Origin of the sequence: Phenylobacterium sp., from assembly GCF_025351295.1 — a bacterium.
Lineage (GTDB): Bacteria > Pseudomonadota > Alphaproteobacteria > Caulobacterales > Caulobacteraceae > Phenylobacterium.
Map to the genome: position 1 here is coordinate 17,727 of NZ_JANXWD010000022.1, position 19,455 is coordinate 37,181.

At 68.8% G+C, this 19,455-nt stretch carries 20 protein-coding genes; 12 read left to right on the forward strand and 8 right to left on the reverse strand.

Annotation, left to right across the window (positions count from 1 at the left end):
- The first annotated feature begins 130 nt into the window (after window positions 1–130).
- Window positions 131–1,258 (forward strand): hypothetical protein, encoded by a 1,128-nt coding sequence (locus Q0R13_RS03460; protein WP_293899522.1) that lies wholly within the window; start codon window positions 131–133, stop codon window positions 1,256–1,258.
- Between the two features lie 152 nt (window positions 1,259–1,410).
- Here the strand turns inward: Q0R13_RS03460 and Q0R13_RS03465 are convergent, their stop codons facing one another.
- Window positions 1,411–1,968, reverse strand: a complete 558-nt coding sequence (locus Q0R13_RS03465) for a DUF882 domain-containing protein (protein WP_293899525.1) — start codon at window positions 1,966–1,968, stop codon at window positions 1,411–1,413.
- 240 nt (window positions 1,969–2,208) lie between these two features.
- Here Q0R13_RS03465 and Q0R13_RS03470 point away from each other — a divergent pair, with 240 nt between their 5' ends.
- Window positions 2,209–3,507, forward strand: a complete 1,299-nt coding sequence (locus Q0R13_RS03470) for an MFS transporter (RefSeq protein ID WP_293899527.1) — start codon at window positions 2,209–2,211, stop codon at window positions 3,505–3,507.
- Window positions 3,508–3,571: 64 nt separating this feature from the next.
- On the opposite strand, the gene Q0R13_RS03475 is transcribed toward Q0R13_RS03470, so the two are convergent.
- A complete protein-coding gene (locus Q0R13_RS03475; RefSeq protein ID WP_293899529.1) occupies window positions 3,572–3,754 on the reverse strand; it encodes a CsbD family protein in 183 nt (60 codons plus the stop codon).
- 261 nt (window positions 3,755–4,015) lie between these two features.
- On the opposite strand from Q0R13_RS03475, the gene ettA reads away from it, so the two are divergent.
- From ettA to Q0R13_RS03495, 4 genes are all read left to right on the forward strand, one after another.
- The gene (ettA, locus tag Q0R13_RS03480) at window positions 4,016–5,686 is read left to right on the forward strand and encodes an energy-dependent translational throttle protein EttA (RefSeq protein ID WP_293899532.1); all 1,671 of its coding nucleotides are present in this window, start codon (window positions 4,016–4,018) and stop codon (window positions 5,684–5,686) included.
- A 134-nt stretch (window positions 5,687–5,820) separates the two neighbouring features.
- Entirely contained in the window at window positions 5,821–5,997 is a 177-nt protein-coding gene (locus Q0R13_RS03485) for a hypothetical protein (RefSeq protein WP_293899535.1), read from the forward strand.
- A 48-nt stretch (window positions 5,998–6,045) separates the two neighbouring features.
- Window positions 6,046–7,209, forward strand: coding sequence for a calcium-binding protein (locus tag Q0R13_RS03490; RefSeq protein ID WP_293899538.1), 1,164 nt, complete (start codon window positions 6,046–6,048; stop codon window positions 7,207–7,209).
- A 78-nt stretch (window positions 7,210–7,287) separates the two neighbouring features.
- A complete protein-coding gene (locus tag Q0R13_RS03495) occupies window positions 7,288–8,475 on the forward strand; it encodes a calcium-binding protein (RefSeq protein WP_293899541.1) in 1,188 nt (395 codons plus the stop codon).
- Here Q0R13_RS03495 and Q0R13_RS03500 read toward each other — a convergent pair.
- From Q0R13_RS03500 to Q0R13_RS03510, 3 genes are all read right to left on the reverse strand, one after another.
- Entirely contained in the window at window positions 8,472–9,716 is a 1,245-nt protein-coding gene (locus Q0R13_RS03500) for an MFS transporter (RefSeq protein ID WP_293899544.1), read from the reverse strand. The two genes, Q0R13_RS03495 and Q0R13_RS03500, sit on opposite strands and share 4 nt — an antisense overlap.
- 199 nt (window positions 9,717–9,915) lie before the next feature.
- A complete protein-coding gene (locus Q0R13_RS03505; protein WP_293899547.1) occupies window positions 9,916–10,512 on the reverse strand; it encodes a hypothetical protein in 597 nt (198 codons plus the stop codon).
- A 264-nt stretch (window positions 10,513–10,776) separates the two neighbouring features.
- On the reverse strand, window positions 10,777–11,733 hold the full coding sequence (locus tag Q0R13_RS03510; RefSeq protein ID WP_293899550.1) for an AraC family transcriptional regulator: 957 nt from the start codon (window positions 11,731–11,733) through the stop codon (window positions 10,777–10,779).
- A gap of 201 nt (window positions 11,734–11,934) precedes the next feature.
- On the opposite strand from Q0R13_RS03510, the gene Q0R13_RS03515 reads away from it, so the two are divergent.
- From Q0R13_RS03515 to Q0R13_RS03540, 6 genes are all read left to right on the forward strand, one after another.
- Window positions 11,935–12,366 (forward strand): nuclear transport factor 2 family protein, encoded by a 432-nt coding sequence (locus Q0R13_RS03515; RefSeq protein ID WP_293899553.1) that lies wholly within the window; start codon window positions 11,935–11,937, stop codon window positions 12,364–12,366.
- A 47-nt stretch (window positions 12,367–12,413) separates the two neighbouring features.
- A complete protein-coding gene (locus Q0R13_RS03520) occupies window positions 12,414–13,373 on the forward strand; it encodes an AraC family transcriptional regulator (protein WP_293899556.1) in 960 nt (319 codons plus the stop codon).
- Window positions 13,374–13,630: 257 nt separating this feature from the next.
- Window positions 13,631–14,068 carry a hypothetical protein gene (locus Q0R13_RS03525; RefSeq protein WP_293899558.1) on the forward strand — a complete coding sequence of 146 codons (438 nt, stop codon included), beginning with the start codon at window positions 13,631–13,633 and terminating at the stop codon, window positions 14,066–14,068.
- 41 nt (window positions 14,069–14,109) lie between these two features.
- On the forward strand, window positions 14,110–14,835 hold the full coding sequence (locus Q0R13_RS03530) for an alpha/beta hydrolase (RefSeq protein WP_293899561.1): 726 nt from the start codon (window positions 14,110–14,112) through the stop codon (window positions 14,833–14,835).
- 214 nt (window positions 14,836–15,049) lie between these two features.
- Window positions 15,050–15,538: an ester cyclase gene (locus Q0R13_RS03535; protein WP_293899564.1), complete on the forward strand. Its 489-nt coding sequence runs from the start codon at window positions 15,050–15,052 to the stop codon at window positions 15,536–15,538.
- 142 nt (window positions 15,539–15,680) lie between these two features.
- A complete protein-coding gene (locus Q0R13_RS03540; protein WP_293899567.1) occupies window positions 15,681–16,802 on the forward strand; it encodes an alkene reductase in 1,122 nt (373 codons plus the stop codon).
- Between the two features lie 164 nt (window positions 16,803–16,966).
- Here Q0R13_RS03540 and Q0R13_RS03545 read toward each other — a convergent pair whose 3' ends face one another.
- From Q0R13_RS03545 to Q0R13_RS03555, 3 genes are read right to left on the reverse strand one after another with little or no spacing between them, the layout of a single operon-like run.
- Complete coding sequence (locus Q0R13_RS03545) at window positions 16,967–18,541, reverse strand: IS66 family transposase (protein ID WP_293899570.1); 1,575 nt, start codon at window positions 18,539–18,541, stop codon at window positions 16,967–16,969.
- 54 nt (window positions 18,542–18,595) lie between these two features.
- A complete protein-coding gene (gene tnpB, locus Q0R13_RS03550) occupies window positions 18,596–18,964 on the reverse strand; it encodes an IS66 family insertion sequence element accessory protein TnpB (protein ID WP_293899573.1) in 369 nt (122 codons plus the stop codon).
- Window positions 18,961–19,377: a transposase gene (locus Q0R13_RS03555; protein WP_293899576.1), complete on the reverse strand. Its 417-nt coding sequence runs from the start codon at window positions 19,375–19,377 to the stop codon at window positions 18,961–18,963. Before Q0R13_RS03555 ends, tnpB begins: the two co-directional genes overlap by 4 nt.
- Window positions 19,378–19,455: the final 78 nt, after the last annotated feature.

Genomic DNA, 19,455 nt, shown 5'->3' on the forward strand with positions numbered 1-19,455 from the left:
GCCTGGCGCGCGCTCAGGGCCGTCATCCAATCGCAACTCGTAGCCAACCTCGGCCTGGATCGGGGATAATAGTTAGATTACGAAGTTTCTATCGAGCGGCGAGGCCGCCAACCCAGGGGAGAGAGCGGCGATGGACGACAGCGACCTGATGGCCAAGGTGGACCGCGAGTTCATCGGGACGGTCTCGCCGACCGCGCCGCGCATCCAGGCGGGCGGCTATCCCTGCCAGGGCCTCTACACCACGCCCAAGGGCCAGCGGCCGAAGACGGCCTTCATCGCCACCCACTACAACGTCGACTTCTCCGAACACTACATCGCCCCCTACCTGGCCAGCCGCGGCTACGGCTTCCTGGGCTGGAACACCCGCTACCGCGGGGCCGAGGACCAGTTCCTGCTGGAGCATGCGGTGATCGACATCGGGGTCGGCACGCGCTGGCTGCGAGCCAACGGCGTCGAGACCATCGTCATCCTGGGCAACTCCGGCGGCGGCTCGCTGATGGGCGCCTACCAGGCCGAGGCCATCGCGCCCACCCTCAGCGACCTGGTCACTGGCGCCGGGCTCGAGGCGTTGAACACCCTGCCGAAGGCCGACCTCTATATCTCGCTGAACGCCCACCAGGGCCGGCCCGAGGTGCTGACCGACTGGATGGACGCCTCGGTGGTCGACGAGTTCGATCCGGTGGCCACTGACGAGAGCCTGAACCCGTTCAACCCGGACAATGGGCCGCCCTATTCGGACGCTTTCATCACCCGCTACCGCGCCGCCCAGCGGGCGCGGAACCAGCGGATCACCGACTACGCCAAGGCCGAACTGGCGCGGCTGAACGCAGCGGGCGTTCCGGACCGGCTGATGCCGCTGTTCCGCTGCTGGGGCGACCTGCGGTTCATGGACGGCAATATCGACCCGTCGGACCGCAAGTCGCCGGCCTGCTACCGCGGCCACCCGGCGGTGGCCAACAAGAGCCCGTCGATCGGGCGGGCGAACAACCTGAAGACCTGGCTCAGCATGTGGAGCCTGGAGACGTCCAAGTGCCAGGGGGCCGAACAGCTGGCCAAGTTCGACCTGCCCTGCCTGGTGGTCCAGGGCCTGGCGGACACCGGCGTCTTCCCCTCCGACGCCCACAAGATCTTCAACAACATCGGCACGTCGGACAAGAAGCTGGAGCTGATCAAGGGCGCCCACTACTTCGAGGACAGCCGCGCGGAGCGCGATGCCATGGCCGACCTGCTCGTGGACTGGGTGGGGAGCCGATGCTAGCCCCAATGCCGCCGATCCCGGCGAAGGCCGGGATCCAGATGGCATAACTCTGAGGCAGGTTCGACAAGCTCGGCTGACGTTCGTCCCACGTCTACGCTTTGCGATCTGGGTCCCGGCCTTCGCCGGGATGAGCGGGACGAGCTGGTCGCGCCCTACGAGCCCGACCACTGGCGCACGCGGCCGGTGTCGATGTGGACGAAGTTCGAGCTCGGGTAGTAGCCGACGCCGCCGGCGCCCAGGTCCAGGGCGGCGTTGTGCAGGTGGGCCAGGTCGACGCCCTCGATGCGGACGTCGATGGCCTTGCCCAGCACGTGCTGGCTGCCCTCGGCGACCTCGTGGCTGCGGGCGTGCAGCATGGCGTTGGTCCTGGGCGAGCGGTAGCCGGAGATGATCTTGAACGGCTGCCGGGTCTCCAGCCGGCCGCCGATGGCGTGCAGCACGTCGAACAGGCTGGGGTCGATGAAATGCTCGTCGCCGGTGCGCCAGTCGCGCATGACCCGCGTGGCCTCGGCCAGGGCGTCGGGCAGGTAGGTCCCGTTGGCGTAGTAGACCTCGTTGAAGGTTTCGCCGGTGTGGAGGTTGTCCAGCACCGCGCGGCGCGGCTGCAGGATGGCGTCGATGCTCTGCGCCCAGGCGGGCGCGGCGATGACGGCGAGGCCGGCGGCGGATCCCATGCAGAGCAGGTCTCTGCGGCGGACGAGGTTGGGCATGTGCGTGCCTCCTCGGGCCTTCCGCAGGAAGGCCCAAACACTTGAAGAGAGAACTGAGTGCGTCGAGAGACGCACTCGGGGCCGTCGGTGACGAAGGGCGCAATGTGGCGGCACAATCGTTAACGTCAACCCTACCCGGACCTGGGTGCGACCAGGAGCCGCCGGCGCCTATTGCTTTCGCAGGCGGGTCCCCGGACAGTCCCCAACACCGACCCGCCAGAGGCCGGTGGGAGGGCCAGCATGGCTTCGGACACCCGTGTCGGCCTGCGCAAGGTCATCGCCGCCAGCCTGATCGGCACCACCATCGAGTGGTACGATTTCTTTCTCTATGGCAGCGCCGCGGCCCTGGTTTTCGGCAAGCTGTTCTTCCCCAAGGCCGACCCGCTGACCGGCATCCTGCTGGCCTTCGCCACCAATGCCTTGGGCTTCTTCGCCCGGCCGCTGGGCGGACTGGTGTTCGGCCACTTCGGCGATCGGATCGGGCGCAAGCGGCTCTTGATGTTCAGCCTGATCCTGATGGGCGTCTCCAGCATGCTGATCGGCTGCCTGCCGACCTATGGCCAGATCGGGCTGGCCGCGCCGCTGATGCTGATCGCCCTGCGGCTGGTCCAGGGCTTCGCCGTGGGCGGGGAGTGGGGCGGAGCTGTGCTGATCGTCGCCGAGCATGGACCGCCGGCCGGGCGGGGATTCTGGACCAGCTGGCCCCAGGCCGGGGTTGCGGCCGGCAACCTGGTCGCCACCGCCGTCCTGCTGGTGATGGCCGCCCTGCAGAGCGAGGCCGATTTCCTGGCCTGGGGCTGGCGCCTGCCGTTCCTGCTGTCGGTGGGCCTGATCGCCATCGGCTGGTGGATTCGCTCTTCGATCGCCGAGAGCCCGGTGTTCGCGCAGGCCGCCGCGGCGGCGCGCGCCGAGCGGGCGCCGGCGATCGAGGCGATCCGCACCCGGCCGCGGGCGCTGCTGACCGGCGCCGGCCTGCGGATGGCGGAGAACATCTGCTATTACATCATCACCACCTTCTCGATCGTCTACCTGACCGAGCAGGTACACCTCACCCGGCTGGCGGCGCTGCGGGCCATCCTGATCGGGTCGGCGGTGCAGTTCTGCGCGATCCCGCTGTTCGGGATGCTGTCGGACAAGATCGGGCGGCGGCCGGTCTATGCGATCGGCGCGGCCGGGACCGGCCTCTGGGCCTTCGCGTTCTTCAACCTGCTGGCCACCGGGGCCACGCCGCTGGTGATCGCCGCCATCGTGGTCGGGCTGATCTTCCACGCCGCCATGTACGGGCCGCAGGCGGCGTTCATCTGCGAGATGTTCCCCACCCGGATCCGCTATTCGGGGGCCAGCCTGTCCTACCAGGCTACCTCGATCGTGGCGGGGTCGCTGGCCCCGATCATCGCGGTGGCGATCCTGCACCAGACGCAGTCGGCCCTGGGCGTGTCGATCTATGTGGGCGCGGCCGCCGCGATCAGCTTCGTCGCCGCCCTGGTCGCCAAGGAGACCCGCGGCAAGACCTTCGCCGAGATCGACGCGGAGGCCTGAGCCCAGAACGCGAAAGGGGCCGCGGCCGGATCCCGGCGCGGCCCCGCTTGCTGTGGGTCTGAGGCTACTTCTTCAGCACGTCGCGGGCGGCGTCCTTCAGGGCGCCGACGCCCTTCTGGACCTTGCCCTCAACGCGTTCGGCCGCGCCTTCGGCGGCGAGGCGGTCATTGCCGGTCGCCTTGCCGACGCCCTCCTTGACCGAGCCTGCGATGTCCTTGGCGGCGCCCTTGGCTTCGTCCTTGTGCATGTCGCTCTCCTTGCATGGGTCACTGCGAGGCTCTCGGCCTCTCCGCAATCAGAGCGCAGAACGTCGGCCTAGGTTCCTGGGCGGCGACGCGGGATGTGCGATCCAGCAGGGCCTCGCAGGCGGCGCGGGCCGAGCGCGGCCGGGCCCTCTTCCGGCTTTTCGCAGGGCCATGCCAAGCCGCCGCGTTGCGCCGAGGCCCGCTGGCCGCTATCTCCCCCGCTCGAATTCCCCACACTCCGACCGAGCGAGCGCGGACGCCCCATGGCGCAGCAGTACATCTATCAGATGCAGGGCCTGACCAAGGCCTACCCCGGCAGCCCCAAGAAGGTGTTCGAGAACATCTGGCTGTCGTTCTATTCCGACGCCAAGATCGGCGTGGTCGGGGTCAACGGCTCGGGCAAGTCGACCCTGCTGAAGATCATGGCCGGGATCGACAAGGAGTTCGGCGGCGAGGCCAAGGCCGCCGACGGGATCAAGATGGGCTACCTGGAGCAGGAGCCGCATCTGGACGAGAGCCTCGACGTCTGGGGCAACGTCATCAGCTGGTGCGAAGAGAAGAAGATCTTCGACCGCTACAACGCCGTCGCCGTCGAGATGGGCGAGAACTACACCGAAGAGCTGATGGAGGAGATGACCGCGCTCCAGGAGAAGCTGGACGCCGGCGACCTGTGGGACATCGACTCCAAGATCGAGATGGCGACAGACGCCCTGCGCTGCCCGCCCAACGACTGGGCGGTGGACAAGCTGTCGGGGGGTGAGAAGCGCCGCATCGCGCTGGCCCGCCTGTTGCTGAGCAAGCCCGACATGCTGCTGCTGGACGAGCCCACCAACCACCTGGACGCCGAGAGCGTGGCCTGGTTGCAGCACCACCTGGAGGCCTTCCCGGGCTGCGTGATCCTGGTCACCCACGACCGCTACTTCCTGGACCAGGTGACCAAGTGGACGCTGGAGCTGGATCGCGGCAAGGGCATCCCCTACGAGGGCAATTACTCCGGCTGGCTGGAGCAGAAGACCAAGCGCGTCGTGCAGGAACAGTCCGAGAGCGTCGCCCGCCAGCGCGCCATGACCCGCGAACTGGAGTGGGTGCGTTCGGGCGCCAAGGCCCGCCAGGCCAAGTCCAAGGCCCGCCTGGCGGCCTATGACGACATGGTCCGCGAGCAGGAGAACACCCGCGACGCCCAGAGCTTCGCCACCATCCAGATCCCGCCCGGCCCGCGCCTGGGCAACCTGGTGCTGGAGGCCAAGGGGCTGTCGAAGTCCTATGGCGACAAGGTGCTGTTCGAGGATCTCAGCTTCACCCTGCCGCCCAACGGCATCGTCGGCGTGATCGGGCCGAACGGCGCCGGCAAGTCGACCCTGTTCAAGATCATCACCGGCCAGGAGCAGCCGGACGGCGGCACCTTCCGGGTCGGCGAGACGGTGAAGCTGGCCTATGTCGACCAGAGCCGCGACGCGCTCGATCCGGTGAAGACGGTCTGGCAGGAAGTCAGCCAAGGGCTGGACATCCTCGCGGTCGGCAAGCGCGAGATCAACACCCGCTCCTATGTCGGCTCGTTCAACTTCCGCGGCGGCGACCAGCAGAAGAAGGTCGGCCTGCTCTCGGGCGGCGAGCGCAACCGCGTCCACCTGGCCAAGACCCTGACCACCGGCGGCAACGTCATCCTGCTGGACGAACCGACCAACGACCTGGACATCGAGACCCTGCAGAACCTGGAAGAGGCGCTGGAGGAATTCGCCGGCTGCGCCGTGGTCATCAGCCACGACCGCTGGTTCCTGGACCGCCTCTGCACGCACATCCTGGCCTTCGAGGGCGACAGCCACGTGGAGTGGTTCGAGGGTAATTTCGAAGCCTACGAAGAGGACAAGAAGCGCCGCCTGGGCGCCGACAGCCTGATCCCCCACCGCATCAAGTTCCACAAGTTCACGCGGTAGGCGCGCGGACTTGACGGCGGCGTGAGGTTCAAGCTCCCTTGCCGCCGGAGTAGCGTTCACGGCCGACAGCGCCCGATGCCGCCGACATCGCGGCGCGGGACGCGATCGGCGTCGGCGGCGCCAACATCGCCGTGGTGGCGGTGGGGCCCGATCTCTACGTCTTCGCCAAGACGATCAGCCAACAGCCCTATTGCGACGCGGCCGGCCGGCTCCACTATTCCTACGACGACGCCATCGTGGTCCGCGGCCGCACCCTGGCCGACTGCACGTCCGCAAGTGCGGGCGCTGGATTGCCGATTCACCACTCTTAAAAACTAGCCTGCGCAGTCTCCGCTTCCGTACGTCGCGGAAGGGATGACATGGCCGAGCTGATCGGAACCGATGACGCGGACGACCTCGTGGGTGACGCCGGCGCCGACACCCTGATCGGCGGCTCCGGCGGCGATACGCTGACCGGCGGCGGGGGCGTCAACCTGTTCGTGGTCGAGGCCGGGGACAGCCCCTCGGACCTGGCGATCTTCGATCCGACCGCGGTGGACACCATCACCGACTTCTCGCCGCAGGACCGGTTGATGTTCGGCGGATCGGAGCCGCAGGACGTGGACTCGCTCTATTCCTCGGTCGCCGCCGACTACGAGACCGCCTACGACATGGCGCAGACCGCCTTCGCCGGCGGCGTGGAATACGCCTCCATCAAGGTCGGCTCGGACGTCTTCGTCTTCGCCATGCGCGCGCAGTCGGTGGTCAGGCTGGAGGGCATCGATCCCGGGACCGTGACGGGCGCCGCGTTCTCGCACGGGGCGCCGGTGACCGGGCTGGACGACGAGGACGTGACGCTGTCCTCGGGCGCGGACCAGTATGACGCCGGCTCTGGCAACGACACCATCCACGCCGGCGAGGGGGCCGACACGGTGATCGGCGGCCAGGGCCATCACGAGATCTATGGCGGCGGCGGCGACGACTCCATCTCTGACGGCCAGGGCGAGAACTACCTGCGTGGCGAGGCGGGCGACGACGTCGTCAACGGCGGGGTCGGCCACGACGACATCAACGGCAACATGGGCCGCGACACGATCGACGCCGGCGCGGGCGACGACTGGGTGCGGGGCGGCAAGGACGACGACGTGGTGTTCGGCGGCGCCGGCAACGACCTGTTGTTCGGCGACCTCGGAAACGACACGGTCGGCGGCGGCCTGGGCGACGATCTCATGCAGGGCGGACCCGGCGACGACATCGTGCGCGGCGACGAGGGCGCCGACACCCTGATCGGCGGCCCCGGCCACGACACCCTGGACGGGGGCCTGGGGGCCGACCTGTTCGTCGCCTCGCCCAATACCGGCGACGACGTCGTGATCGCGTTCAATGCTGGCGAGGGCGACCGGGTACAGGTCGACGCCGGCGCCCAGTTCACCGTCGCCCAGGTTGGCGCGGACACCGTCATCACCCTCGCCGACGGCGGCCAGATGACCCTGGTCGGCGTCTCGCTGGACACCCTGCCGCCCGGCTGGATCTTCAGCGGTTAGAGTCGGCGGCGGACAGCTCGACATTGACCCTGGCGCCGGGCGGCGCGAGGTTTCCGCCGCACGCAGCGAGGCGCCGCCATGGCCACGATCACCGGGACGACCGGCGCGGACACCCTGATGGGTGGCCTCGACGCCGACACCCTGACCGGCAGCCTCGGCGGCGACCGGCTGACCGGCGGCCCGGGCTTCGACCTGTTCGTGTTCGCCTCGGGCGACAGTTCGGCGGCGGCCGGCCTCTCCGACCCCACGGCCATCGACACCATCACCGACTGGTCGTCGACCGACCGGTTCCTGTTCCAGGGCGCCAATCCGGCCACCTTCGGCTCGATCTTCCAGTTGCCGGCGGACGACTATACGGCGGCCTACAATGCCGCCCTCGCCGCCTTCGGCCGGGGGTTCGAGTACACGGCGGTCCAGGTGCAGTCGGACGTCTATGTCTTCGCGGTCCGCATCTCGGTGGGCGTGAAGCTGGAGAACGCCACCCTGGCCGACGTACAGCGGGTGAACTTCATCTCCGGCTCGCTCGACGCGGCGGGGGGCATCCAGGAGACCGGCAACCCCGGTGACGACGCCCGCGACCTGACCCCCGGGGCCGACCGCTACGACGGCGCCGACGGCAACGACACCATCCATGGCCTGGCCGGCGCCGACACCCTGCAGGGCGGCGCGGGCAATGACCAGATCTTCGGCGGGACCGAGAACGACTCGATCAACGGCGGCGAGGGCGACAACTACCTGCGCGGCGACGAGGGGAACGACGCCATCGTCGGCGGCGCGGGCTTTGACGACATCAACGGCAACATGGGCGCCGACACCCTCGCCGGCGGGGCCGGCAATGACTGGGTGGTCGGCGGCAAGGACGACGATGTGGTGTTCGGCGACGCCGGCAACGACATCGTCTACGGCAATCTCGGCAACGACACCGTGGGCGGCGGGCCGGGCGACGACATCGTGCGTGGCGGCCAGGGCGACGACGTGGTCCGCGGCGACGACGGCAACGACATCGTCGCCGGCGACCGCGGGAACGATACCGTCAGCGGCGGCCTGGGGGCCGACATCTTCATCACCTTCGGCGACGCCGGCATCGACAAGGTGCTGGACTTCACGGCCGGCGAGGGCGACCGGGTGCGGGTCGATCCGGGCACGGTCTACACCCTGTCCCAGGTGGGCGACGACACGGTGATCGACATGGTCGGCGGCGCGAAGATGATCCTGGTGGGCGTGCAACTCTCCAGCCTGCCCGAAGGCTGGATCTTCGGCGCCTAACCCGGCCCCGCCGGCATCTCGCGCAGGCGGCGGAGCGGCGAGGGCAGGCCGAACAGCGGGCAGAGGCACAGGCCGACCGCGCCGGCGACGATCGCCCCGCGGATCCCCAGCGCCTCGCCGAGCGCGCCGCCCAGCAGGGCGCCGACGATGGCCAGGCCGCCCGCGGCGGCCTTGAAGCTGGCGCCCACCCGGCCCAGCACCTCCGGCGGCAACACGGTCTGGCGCAGGCTGCCGCCCAGCACCATGGCCGCCACCGCCACCGCATCGCCGAGAAACTGTGAGACCATGAGCATGGCCAGGCCGCTCTTCGGCTCGGCGGGGGTGAGCGCGATCAGGATGCCGACCACGCCGAACATCGCCTGCGCGCCGAGGATCGACGGGCCGACCCCGAACCGCCGCGACAGCCAGCCGGCCAGCACCGAGCCCGCCAGCGCGCCCACGCCGCCCATGGCGATGGCGACCCCCAGCAGGCCTGGGCCCAGGCCCACCACCCGGAGGCAGAAGATCATGTAGGTCGCGCCGAAGATGCCGCCGGCCAGGCTCTGAGCGCAGGTCATCAGGAAGATCGGCCGCACCAGCGGATGCCGCCAGGCCGCGCCGAAGCCCAGGGCCACGTCGTCCGCCCACCGCGCCTGCGGTTCCGGCGCGGGGGTCAGCTCAGGCTTGCGGATGGTGGCCAGGACGGCGGCGGAGGCCAGGTAGGTGACGGCGTTGGCGGCGATGGCGATGGGGATGGCCAGGATCTGGAACAGCACGCCGGCCAGCGCCGGGCCGGCGATCTCGGCGACCGACTCGGTGGCCGACAGGCTGGAATTGGCGGCCACCAGGTGCTCGGGGGCCACCAGGCCGGGCAGGTAGGCATGGTCGGCGATCTCGAACAGCACGCTGGCGGCGCCGACCAGGGCGGCGGCCACATAGAGCTGCGACAGGGCCAGGACATGCAACAGCGCGGCGATGGGCAGGCTGGCCAGCACCACGGCGCGCAGCAGGTCGGCGGCCATCATCAGTCCGCGCCGCCTGCTGCGGTCCACGAACCCGCCCGCCGCCAGGCCGACCACCAGGGCGGGGCCATAGGACAGCGCCGCCAGCAGCCCGACCTGCGAAGGCGAGGCGCCGAAACCGAGCACGGCGGCGATCGGCAGGCCGTCGCGGGTGATCCGGGCGCCGAACGCCGAGACGCTCTGCGCCAGCCACAGCCGGACGAAATCGCGGTCGCGCCACAGGGCGCTCTTGGAAGGCATGGGCGGAAACCAAAGGTCGGCGGCGGCCGAGCGGCCGGGATCGCGCGCAAAAGCGCGGGGCGCTTGCGGTGGGCGGAAATTTTGTCGCCGCCGCCGGCCCACCAATGGGGGCTGCTTCGCGGACCTGCGTTCCGAAGTCAAGGTTGCAGGCAATGCCTCCCGCCGGCGCCGGCGAACGTCGGCGCGCGCGAGGGAGGGGTCAGCGCCCGGGCGGACCGGTGGCGTGTCGGGGCGGGAGGATGCCCGGTTTCGCCCCGGTCGGGCGGTCCGGGGTGGCGACCGTGGTGACGGCCCCAATGGCGGCGAGCCCAGGGGCGGCGAGCCCAGGGGCTGCGGAGCCGGTGAGGCGGGCCCTGAGGGCGCCGGATCGGGGCTGGGCCGCCGGCGCCACGCCGAGCGTGGCCAGGAGGTCGCGCAGGGTGGGGAGCTGGGCAGGTTCGGGGCCCGGCAGGGTCAAGGCGTCGGCGACGATCCCGTTCAGGGTCTTCAGGAACAGCGGGAGGCTGGCGCGTTCGGCTTCGCGGTCGCGGTCGCGCTCGGTGAAGCGTTCGGAGCGTTCGGTTTCGAGGACCTCGTCGCGCTCGGGTTGTTCACGCTCGGCCGCGGGCTCGCGCCGCAGCAGGCGTGCGTCCCGGTCCAGGCGCAGCTTCAGCGCGATACCGAGGCGGACGGACGTGAAGCAGCGGTCGAAGGCCTCGAAGCACCGGGCTTCGGTCTCGGGGTCCGCGGCCGCCTCGTGCCGGTCGCGGTAAGCCATGCCCAGGCCGAAGGCGGCCTCGGTCAGTGCGGAGAGCATGGCGGCATCTGCAGGCATTGAGAACAAAGATAGAACATAAGGGCAGCGACGTCAAGGCTGTTGCGCAGCACACGAGGTGGGAGGGAGAGGTGCGCGCATAGCCGTCTCCGACCGAAAGCAGAGATTCGTGGCTGAAAGCTCTGGAGGCAGCGATGCGCGCCAGGAGCAGACGTTAACTTCCGCGCCAGAAGCGGCCGTTAGGATCACACCAAGGACTCGGGCAGAGGCGTGTTCCCCATGCGCGTTCTCGTCGCAGTAGGCCGCCTACCTTCCGCGCTCGCGCCGCCACGTACTCGGCGTCAAACCGACAGTCTTTTTGAACAACCGCGTGAAATGCGCCTGGTCTGCAAAGCCGAGCTGCAATGCAATGTCAGCAAGGTGCGGCTCGCCATCCAGGATGAGAGACTGCGCGCGCCGGACCCGCCGCTCCATGAGCCAGCGATGTGGGGGAAGGCCGGTCGAGGCCTTAAATGCATGATGGAAATGTGATGGCGACAGGCCGACTATCGCCGCGAGCGCCAGCGGATCGATGGCGCAGCCGATGTTGTCTTCGAGATACCCGACCACGGCCCGCAGTTGTCGGGGACTGAGTCCGCCGCGAACGGACGCCTGAGGCGCGCCGTCCAGGCCGCGCAGCATCGATAAGAGGCCAACGGACAGTCCGTTCCCGAGCAGCTCATCGCTCGGCCCAGGCCGTTCGCATTCGGCTTCGAACACCCGCGCCAGGGCGAGGAGCCGAGGATCGCTAAAGCCGAACCGTGGCGTCCGCGGCAAAGCTTCCGCCCATGTCCCGGATCCGAGGGCCTCGAGGTCGGCGACCTCGAACTGCAGACTGATATATCGCAGGTAGCGGAGCGATGACGACGACGTCCAAAAGGGCGTGTCCGCCGGCACCAGGTAGAGCCGGTTGGCAGGTTCTGTGGCTCCACGATGGGCGGCGCGCTGCCCCTCGCCGTGAATTCGATCTCCAACCTCCTCGAGAATGACCATGAGACGATGGTAGGGCGCCGCACGGTCGACCTCGAAGGCGCCGCCGAACTCCATCTCCTTGACTACCGCGCTCACGCCGCTCCAGGTCCGCTGGCGGATACCGGTCAATGTGCCGTTCGGGTTCTCGCGGTTGTAGGCTTTCCGCCAGTCCAGGCGGCTGTCGAGTTCGTGATCCGCGCGATGGGAGCGCCAGTGCTCAGGGTAGTCGCCTTCGGCCAGGCTTGTCGCCATGAAGACCTCCCGCGACAGGGCCACCTCGACAGACACACTGCTGCGGGCGCGCATCGCTCTCGTGATTTTACCATAGCGCGGAACAAAAGCCCGCGACGACGGACAATCCGTCCGTGCGCTGGGGCGCCACGTTCTCTTGGCCCGCCGCTCACGGAACGTTCAGCCGCGATCAGGAGACCGTCGCCCCGCCGGTTTGGAACGATGATTGATCTCAGCAGCACAACCCTCGTCACGCAACCCCCGCTCTCTGAAGCCAACAAGGCCTTCGTCCTGGCGGCCTTCGACACCCTCTTCAATCGCCGCGACTACGCGGCCGCGGAGCGCTTCTGGTCTCCGGACTACATCCAGCACAGCGCCCACATCGCGCCAGGCCGCGACGGGCTGTTTGAACTGGTGCGGGCCGCGCCGCCGACGTTGCGCTACCAGGCGGGCATCATCCTCGCCGACGACCACCACGTGATTGTACATGGCCGCTTCTCCGGCCATGGCCGCCCCGCCGCCTGGATCGCTGCGGACATCCTGAGGCTTGCGGGTGGATTGATGGTCGAGCACTGGGACGTGCTCCAGGATGAGGCGATGGAAGCGGCGTCCCTCAGCGGCCGCCCCATGTTCGGCCATGCGTTCCCCGGCTGATCGATCAAGGAGGTCCGCATGTTCTCATCGACGACGCCTCTCCAGCCATGATGCACGGCGCGGACCTCCCAACGAGGCCGTTCGGGCGTCCGCCTGATCCGACCGGTGCGTTCGGCGGCACGCTGGCGTCCCACTTCCATGGCGTGGAGAGCCTGCACGCGGCGACCGAGTGGCCCGACAACAACGTCTTCGCGGTGACGCGGCTGCGCTCGGATACCGGCCTGCCCGACCGCACCACGAGCGTGGTCAGCGAGCCTGCGTTGCACATCTCCGTCGCGATCCAACCGGTCGAGTTGCGCAGCTACGAGCTCTGGATCGACAACAAGGCGGTGAACGTCCCTTACATCCCGACCTATCACACCAGCCTGATGGATCTGGAGTCGGACCCGGTCTGTTGGGTCGGCAGCGGCTTCGACTACGTTCACTACCACCTGCCGCGGGCAGGCCTCGACGAGATCGCCGAAGAGCACGGTGTCACGCCCGTTGAGGCCTACCGCTTCACGATCTGCGAGAACGATACGGTCCTGGCTCAGCTCACCAAGCTGATCCTGCCGCATATCGGCGCGCCGGCGTGGACGCGCTCGCTGACCCTCGATCACTTCAGCCTGATCCTCGGCGCCCATGTCTTACAGCACTATGCGGGCGTACTCCCACGGGCGCGCGTCGCACGCGGCGGGCTGGCGCCGTGGCAGAAGCGACGGGCCATGGAACTGATCCGCGCCAACCTCGACGGCTCACTGCGCCTGGCCGACTTGGCGCGCGAGTGCGGGCTTTCCGTCAGCCACTTCACCCGTTCGTTCAAGCTCACCCTTGGCGTGTCGGCCCACCGCTGGCTGAATGAGCAGAGGGTCGAGATGGCCAAGGCTCTGCTGCTGGCGAGCAAGGCGCCCCTCGTGGAGGTGGCGATCCAGTCCGGCTTCTCAGACCAGTCGGCGTTCACGCGGACCTTCAGCAGCCTCGTGGGCGCGAGCCCGGGACGATGGAAGCGCGCCCACACCCGCCACTGATCGCGACGGCCGGCGCAGGAAGTGAGCCGAAACCGCAAAAGCGGTCCTGAGCGCAAATACGTAAGGCTGCAGAATCCCCAGTCTCTACGCACGATCAGCGCCGCGGAGACCTCCCATGCAGACAACCGGCAACACCCTCCCCATCACCGTCGCCGGCTACGGAATCGGCCGCAGATTGGCCAAGGCCACCGGCCTCGACGCCGGCCCGGCCCTCGGCTGCCCCTGACATGCTTGCCGCAAGACATCAGGCCGCGACGATGAACCCTCTCTCACATCACGACGCGGATGCGCCTGGCGCGCAATGGCTCGAGGTGATCTCGCGACCGACCCTCCAGTCCTTCGCGCGCGCCTTCGTCGCCGAACCGCGGCTGGAGGCGGTCGTGATCGACAATCCTCTGGTGGGCGCCGGCGAGATCCGGCGGTTCTTCGTCGCTACGCGGGGCATGTACGAACAGATCGCCTTCGTCGCCGAGGCACGCTCGGCCGATCGGACCTGGCTGGAATGGGCCGGCCGGTTCTGCGGCATTGAAGTCAGCGGCGTCACTGTGCTGGCCCACGCGCCGAACGGCGCCATCGCGCGGATCCTGCTGCACCACTACCCGCGCGGCGCCCTGCTCGCCTTCTCGGTCGAACTCCATCGGCGGCTGCATCCCGCCCTGCCGACCCCCTCACCCCCTCGCAAATTTCACTCCTGAAAGGACACTCCATGACGACTTCGATCCGGCGGTTCTCCGCCTTGGCCGCCGCGGCGCTGCTCGCGACGACATCATTCGCGTCCCTGGCGCATGCCGCGCCGGCCAAGAACATCGTGCTGGTCCACGGCGCCTTCGTCGATGGATCCGGCTGGAGGGCGGTGGCCGATATCCTCACGAAGGACGGCTACAACGTCACCATCGCCCAGCCGCCGGAGACGTCGCTGGACGACGACATCGCGGCGACCAAGCGCCTGTTGGATGCCCAGGACGGCCCAACCGTGCTGGTCGGCCACAGCTACGGCGGCGCCATCATCTCCGGGGCGGGCGATCATACGAAGGTGAAGAGCCTCGTCTATGTCGCCGCGTTCCAACCCGACGTGGGCGAGAGCCTCGGGTCTCTCGCCGCCAGCATGCCGCCCGCCGGCACGCCGCTGAAGCCTTCGACCGATGGCTTCCTCTATATCGAACCAGCCGCCTTCCGCGCCGATTTCGCGGCGGACCTGCCGGCCGCTGAGACGAACTTCATGGCGCGCGCGCAGGTTGGCCTGTCGGTCAAGGCCGCGGGCGCTTCGGCCGGCCCGCCGGCCTGGAAGGCCAAGCCCAGCTTCGCCGTCGTGGCCACGCGCGACCGATCGATCAACCCCGACCTGGAGCGCTCGATGTACAAACGCGCCCACTCACAGGTCATTGAGATCGCGTCGAGCCACGCGGTCTACATGTCCCATGCGGCGGAGGTCGCCGCCTTGATCGAAACGGCCGCGCAATAGGCCGGTCCGCAGGGGCCGCCGCCTCCCGCCGGCCCCTGCGGAACCCTTCCCCTGTCCCAAGGCGAAGCTCGTGACCCACGACGCCTCTACAGAAGCCGCACGCCGGTTCGTCATGTCCCTCTACGAGGGCGGCGAGCTGACATTGCGCAGCAGATTCGCAGTCGCCTCCGCACCCTCAATCCAAGGCTCCTGAACAATGACCCGGATTCTCAGCATGACGAAGATCGCAGCGCTCACCCTGAGCTGCCTCGCCGCGGCCATGCCGGCCGCTGCGGCCCAGCATCAGCTGACGGCGGCGGAAGCGCGCGTCATCGTGGCCCCCCTGTACGAGGCCCTCAACGAGCCAACGAAGAAGGATGTGCCCGCGCTCCTCGCCAGGGCGACCAATCCCGACTACCACTCGTGCTCGACTGAAACAGACTGCCTTAACCGCAGCGAACTCGCGGCACAGATCAGGGCATTCGGAGAGATCATCCCCGACCTGCACTGGAGGGTCCTGGACCTCTGGGTCGCTGGCGACCGGATCATCGTCCTCGGCCAGGCGACCGGCAGGCCGACCAAGACGTTCTTCGGCGTCGAGCCAACGGGCAAGGGCTTCACGACGATCGCTCTAGATTCCTTCGGCGTGACGAACGGAAAGCTCTCCTCGGCTTACCACATCGAAAATTGGGTCGCCGCCATCGCCCAGGTGCGGAACCGCTAGCCGAAACGCCGCTCAGTTGACCCGCCCCTCCTTAACCGTGCCCCAGGGCCGGGGCAGCGCAGGCCTTCCACCGAACCGCTCTGGATCCAGCCCCGACGGCGGCCGGACGCCGGAACCCCATGAACCCATACGGAGTCTCAACATGTCAAAGCTGCTTTCCCCGATCGAACTGGGCGGCGCATCGCTTTCCCATCGCGTGGTGATGGCGCCGCTCACGCGGTCCCGGTCCGACCAGCCCGGCGACGTACCGGGCCCGCTAATGGTGGAATACTACGCCCAGCGCGCCTCGAACGGCGGGTTGATTATCTCGGAGGGGACGACGGTCTCGCCTTCGGCCCGCGGCTGGTTCGGGGCGCCCGGCCTGTTCTCCACCGCGCAGGTTGAGGGATGGAAAAGGGTCACCGCAGCGGTGCACGCCAAAGGCGGGGTCATCTTCTCGCAGCTCTGGCACACAGGTCGCTCGTCGCACATTGAGGTGACCGGCGGCCCCTTACCCGTCTCCGCTTCGGTCAATCCGGCCTACTGGCAAGACCCGACGCGCCGGACGTCCACGCCCAGCGGGTGGGTGCATCCGTCACCGCACCGCGCACTCGAAATTGGGGAGATCGCCGCCATCGTGGAAGACTATCGCCTGGCGGCCGAACGGGCGAAGGCGGCGGGTTTCGACGGGGTGGAGCTGCACGGCGCGAACGGCTACCTGATCGATCAATTCCTGCAGGACAACAGCAACCACCGGACGGACGCCTATGGCGGCTCGATCGAGAACCGCGTGCGCCTTCTCCTTGAGGTCGTGGCGGCGCTGGTCTCGGTCTGGGGACCAAACCGAGTGGCGGTGCGGATCGGCCCGGCCGGCAAGTGGAACGACATGTCCGACAGCGAGCCGTACGCGCTCTTCAGCCATGTCGCCCGCCAGTTGAACCGGTTTGTCCTTGCCTATCTGCACATCGTCGAGCCTCGGGTTCTCGGCAACGTGGTCGTGACGGCGGGCCAGGCGCCGGTCGCCACCGAGCAACTACGCAAGGTGTTCACCGGCAAAATCATCGCTGCCGGCGGGTTTGAACCGGAGACCGCAGAGGCCATACTGCAAAACGGCGATGCCGATCTCGTCGCGTTCGGACGCTACTTCATCTCGAACCCCGATCTGCCGGCCAGAATCCGCAACGGTTGGCCGCTCGCTTCCTACGATCGGGACAGTTTCTACACTTTCGATGCGACGGGGTATGTCGACTACCCGCGCCACGAGGAGGTCGCGGTCCTGGCATAGGGTCACCGCTACTGACCTCCCCGGTGAACGCAGTCGCATGCCCCGAAGCAGATCCGAGATCCGACCCTTCCAAAGGTCTCCACTGAGTCAGAACGCGACAATCAGCGGGCGTGAGACGGACGTCCGCTCTTCACACCCCGAACGGACGTTCGTAAGCGCTGTTCTCAGGCCACGGCGCGGATAGGCGCCGCGTAGGCCCAGGGCAGGAGCTCGTCGAGGCGGCTGTTGGGATGGCCGTGGACGATGCGGGTGATGACGTTGGCCAGGTAGCCCTGAGGGTCGACGCCGTTCAGCTTGCAGGTCTCGATCAGCGAGGCCAGCACGGCCCAGTGTTCGCCGCCGCCATCGGAGCCGGCGAAGAGGGCGTTCTTGCGGTTGAGCGCGATGGGCCGGATGGTCCGCTCGACGATGTTGGAGTCGATCTCGACGCGGCCGTCATCCAGGAAGAGGCTCAGGCCCTCCCATCGGGCCAGCGCGTAGCGGATGGCCTCGGCGAGCTTGCCCTTCTGGCTGACGCGCTCGAGCTGGGCCTTTAGCCAGGCGTGGAGCGTGTCGATGGCCGGCCGGCTGCGCTCTTGGCGCACCCGCCTGCGCGCATCGGTGGCCTGGCCACGGATGTCGGCCTCGACAGCATAGAGCGATGCGATGCGTTCCAGGGCCTCGCTGGCGATCGGAGCCGGCCCGGCGGCGGCCAGCTCATAGAAGCGCCGCCGCACATGCGCCCAGCAGAAGGCCAGGCGGATGTCGCCCGCCTCGGCCAGCGGCCGGTAGCCGGCGTAGCCGTCCACCTGCAGCACACCCTTGAAGCCCACGAGGTGCGCCGCGGCGCGCTCGGCCTTGCGATCGGGCGCATAGACGTAGACCACGCCCGGCGGGTCGGGCCCGCCCCAGGGCCGGTCGTCGCGGGCGTAGGCCCAGAGCTGGCCGGTCTTGGTCCGGCCACGGCCAGGATCGAGCACCGGGGCGGTCGTCTCGTCGGCGAAGAGTTTGCCCGAGGCCTTCAGCCGCTCCAGCAGCCGGGTGTGCAGGGGCTTGAGCAGCCAGGCCGCCCGCCCGGTCCAGTCGGCCAGGGTCGAGCGGTCCAGGGCGATCCCCTGACGGGCGTAGATCTGGGCCTGGCGGTAGAGCGGCAAGTGGTCGGCGTACTTGGCGACGACGACATGGGCCACGGTCGCATCAGTCGGCAGTCCGCCCTCGATCAGCCGCGCCGGCGCAGGCGCCTGCACCACGGCTTCCTCGCAGGTCCTGCAGGCGTATTTGGGCCGGCGCACCACCAGCACCCGCAGTTGCGCGGGCACGATGTCCAGCCGCTCGGCGACGTCCTCGCCGATCCGGTGCAGGCCGCCGCGGCAGCCCGGGCAGGTCTTGTCCTCTATGTCGACGACGGTCTCGATCCTGGGCAGGTGGGCCGGCAGCGATCCGCGGTTGGCCCGCCGCGTAGCGGCTCGCGCGGTCTTGGCGGCCGGCGCCGCGGACTCCGCCCCGGCCTCACCGGCGGCGATCTCCTGCTCGACCTCCTCCAGCCCCAGGGCCAGCTGGTCGCGATCCAGGGTCTCGGCGCGGCGGCCGAAGCGGTGGCGCTGCAAGGCCTTGATGATCTGGCGCAGGCGCTCGTTCTCGGCGTCGGCCTGGTCCTTGGCCTTCAGCGCCGCCGCGTGCTCGGCCCGCTCCTTCAGGAGCAGGGCCGTCAGCGTCTCGACATCTCTGGGAAGCGCCTGGGCCATGAGCGATCTGACCATATTCGAGCGGCCTTGTGGCGCCCCCACGTGCGGCCTGATTCACTTCGTCGCAGCCTACGCCGTGGCCTCCGGAGTTCGGGTCCGGCGCGTCTGCTGCACGCGCCGCCAGTCCAGGCCCTCCAGCAGGGCCGCGAGCTGCGCCGGCGTCAGCCGCATCACCCCATCCTGCACCTTCGGCCAGCTGAAGGCGCCTTGCTCGAGGGTCTTGGCCAGCAGCCACAGGCCCGTGCCATCCCACCAGATCATCTTCACCCGGTCGGCCCGCTTGGCCCGGAAGACGTAGACCACGCCCGAGTAGGGATCCTTCAGCAGCTGATCCTTCACCAGCGCGGCCAGCCCGCCCATGCCTTTGCGGAAGTCCACCGGGCGGGTCGCGACCAGTACGCGCACCGAGGCCGGCGGCCCCGCGAAGGCCGGGATCACCGCACAGCCTTCAGCGCCTTGATCACCGCCGCCACGGTCTTGGCTTCCGCGCCCCGGCGCACGCGGACCACGACGCCGTCGATCTCCAACTCGATGTCGCCGCGCCCGATCCGCGCCGGCCTCGGCCGCGCCCGCTCAACCTTCGCAGGCGCCTCGACCAGCGCCGGCACGAAGGTCATCTGCGGCTCAGGCTCCGGAATCCGCATCCCGCGCCGCCACCCGAACAGTTGCTGCGGACGGATGTCGTGTCGCCGCGCCACGTTCGACACCGTCGCACCGGGCGCCAGACTCTCCTCGACGATCCGCGCCTTGTCGTCGCTCGACCAGCGCCGCCGCCCAACCACGCCCGTCAGCACCTCCAGCCGGCGAACCTGCACCGGCTTAGGGTCAAGCGTAGGGTCAAATCCAGACATGAAACGATCCGCCCAAGGGGATCGTCACCATCACCGGCCACCCCGCTCAGGGGAAGGTGGGGTCAGGACGGCGCTTAC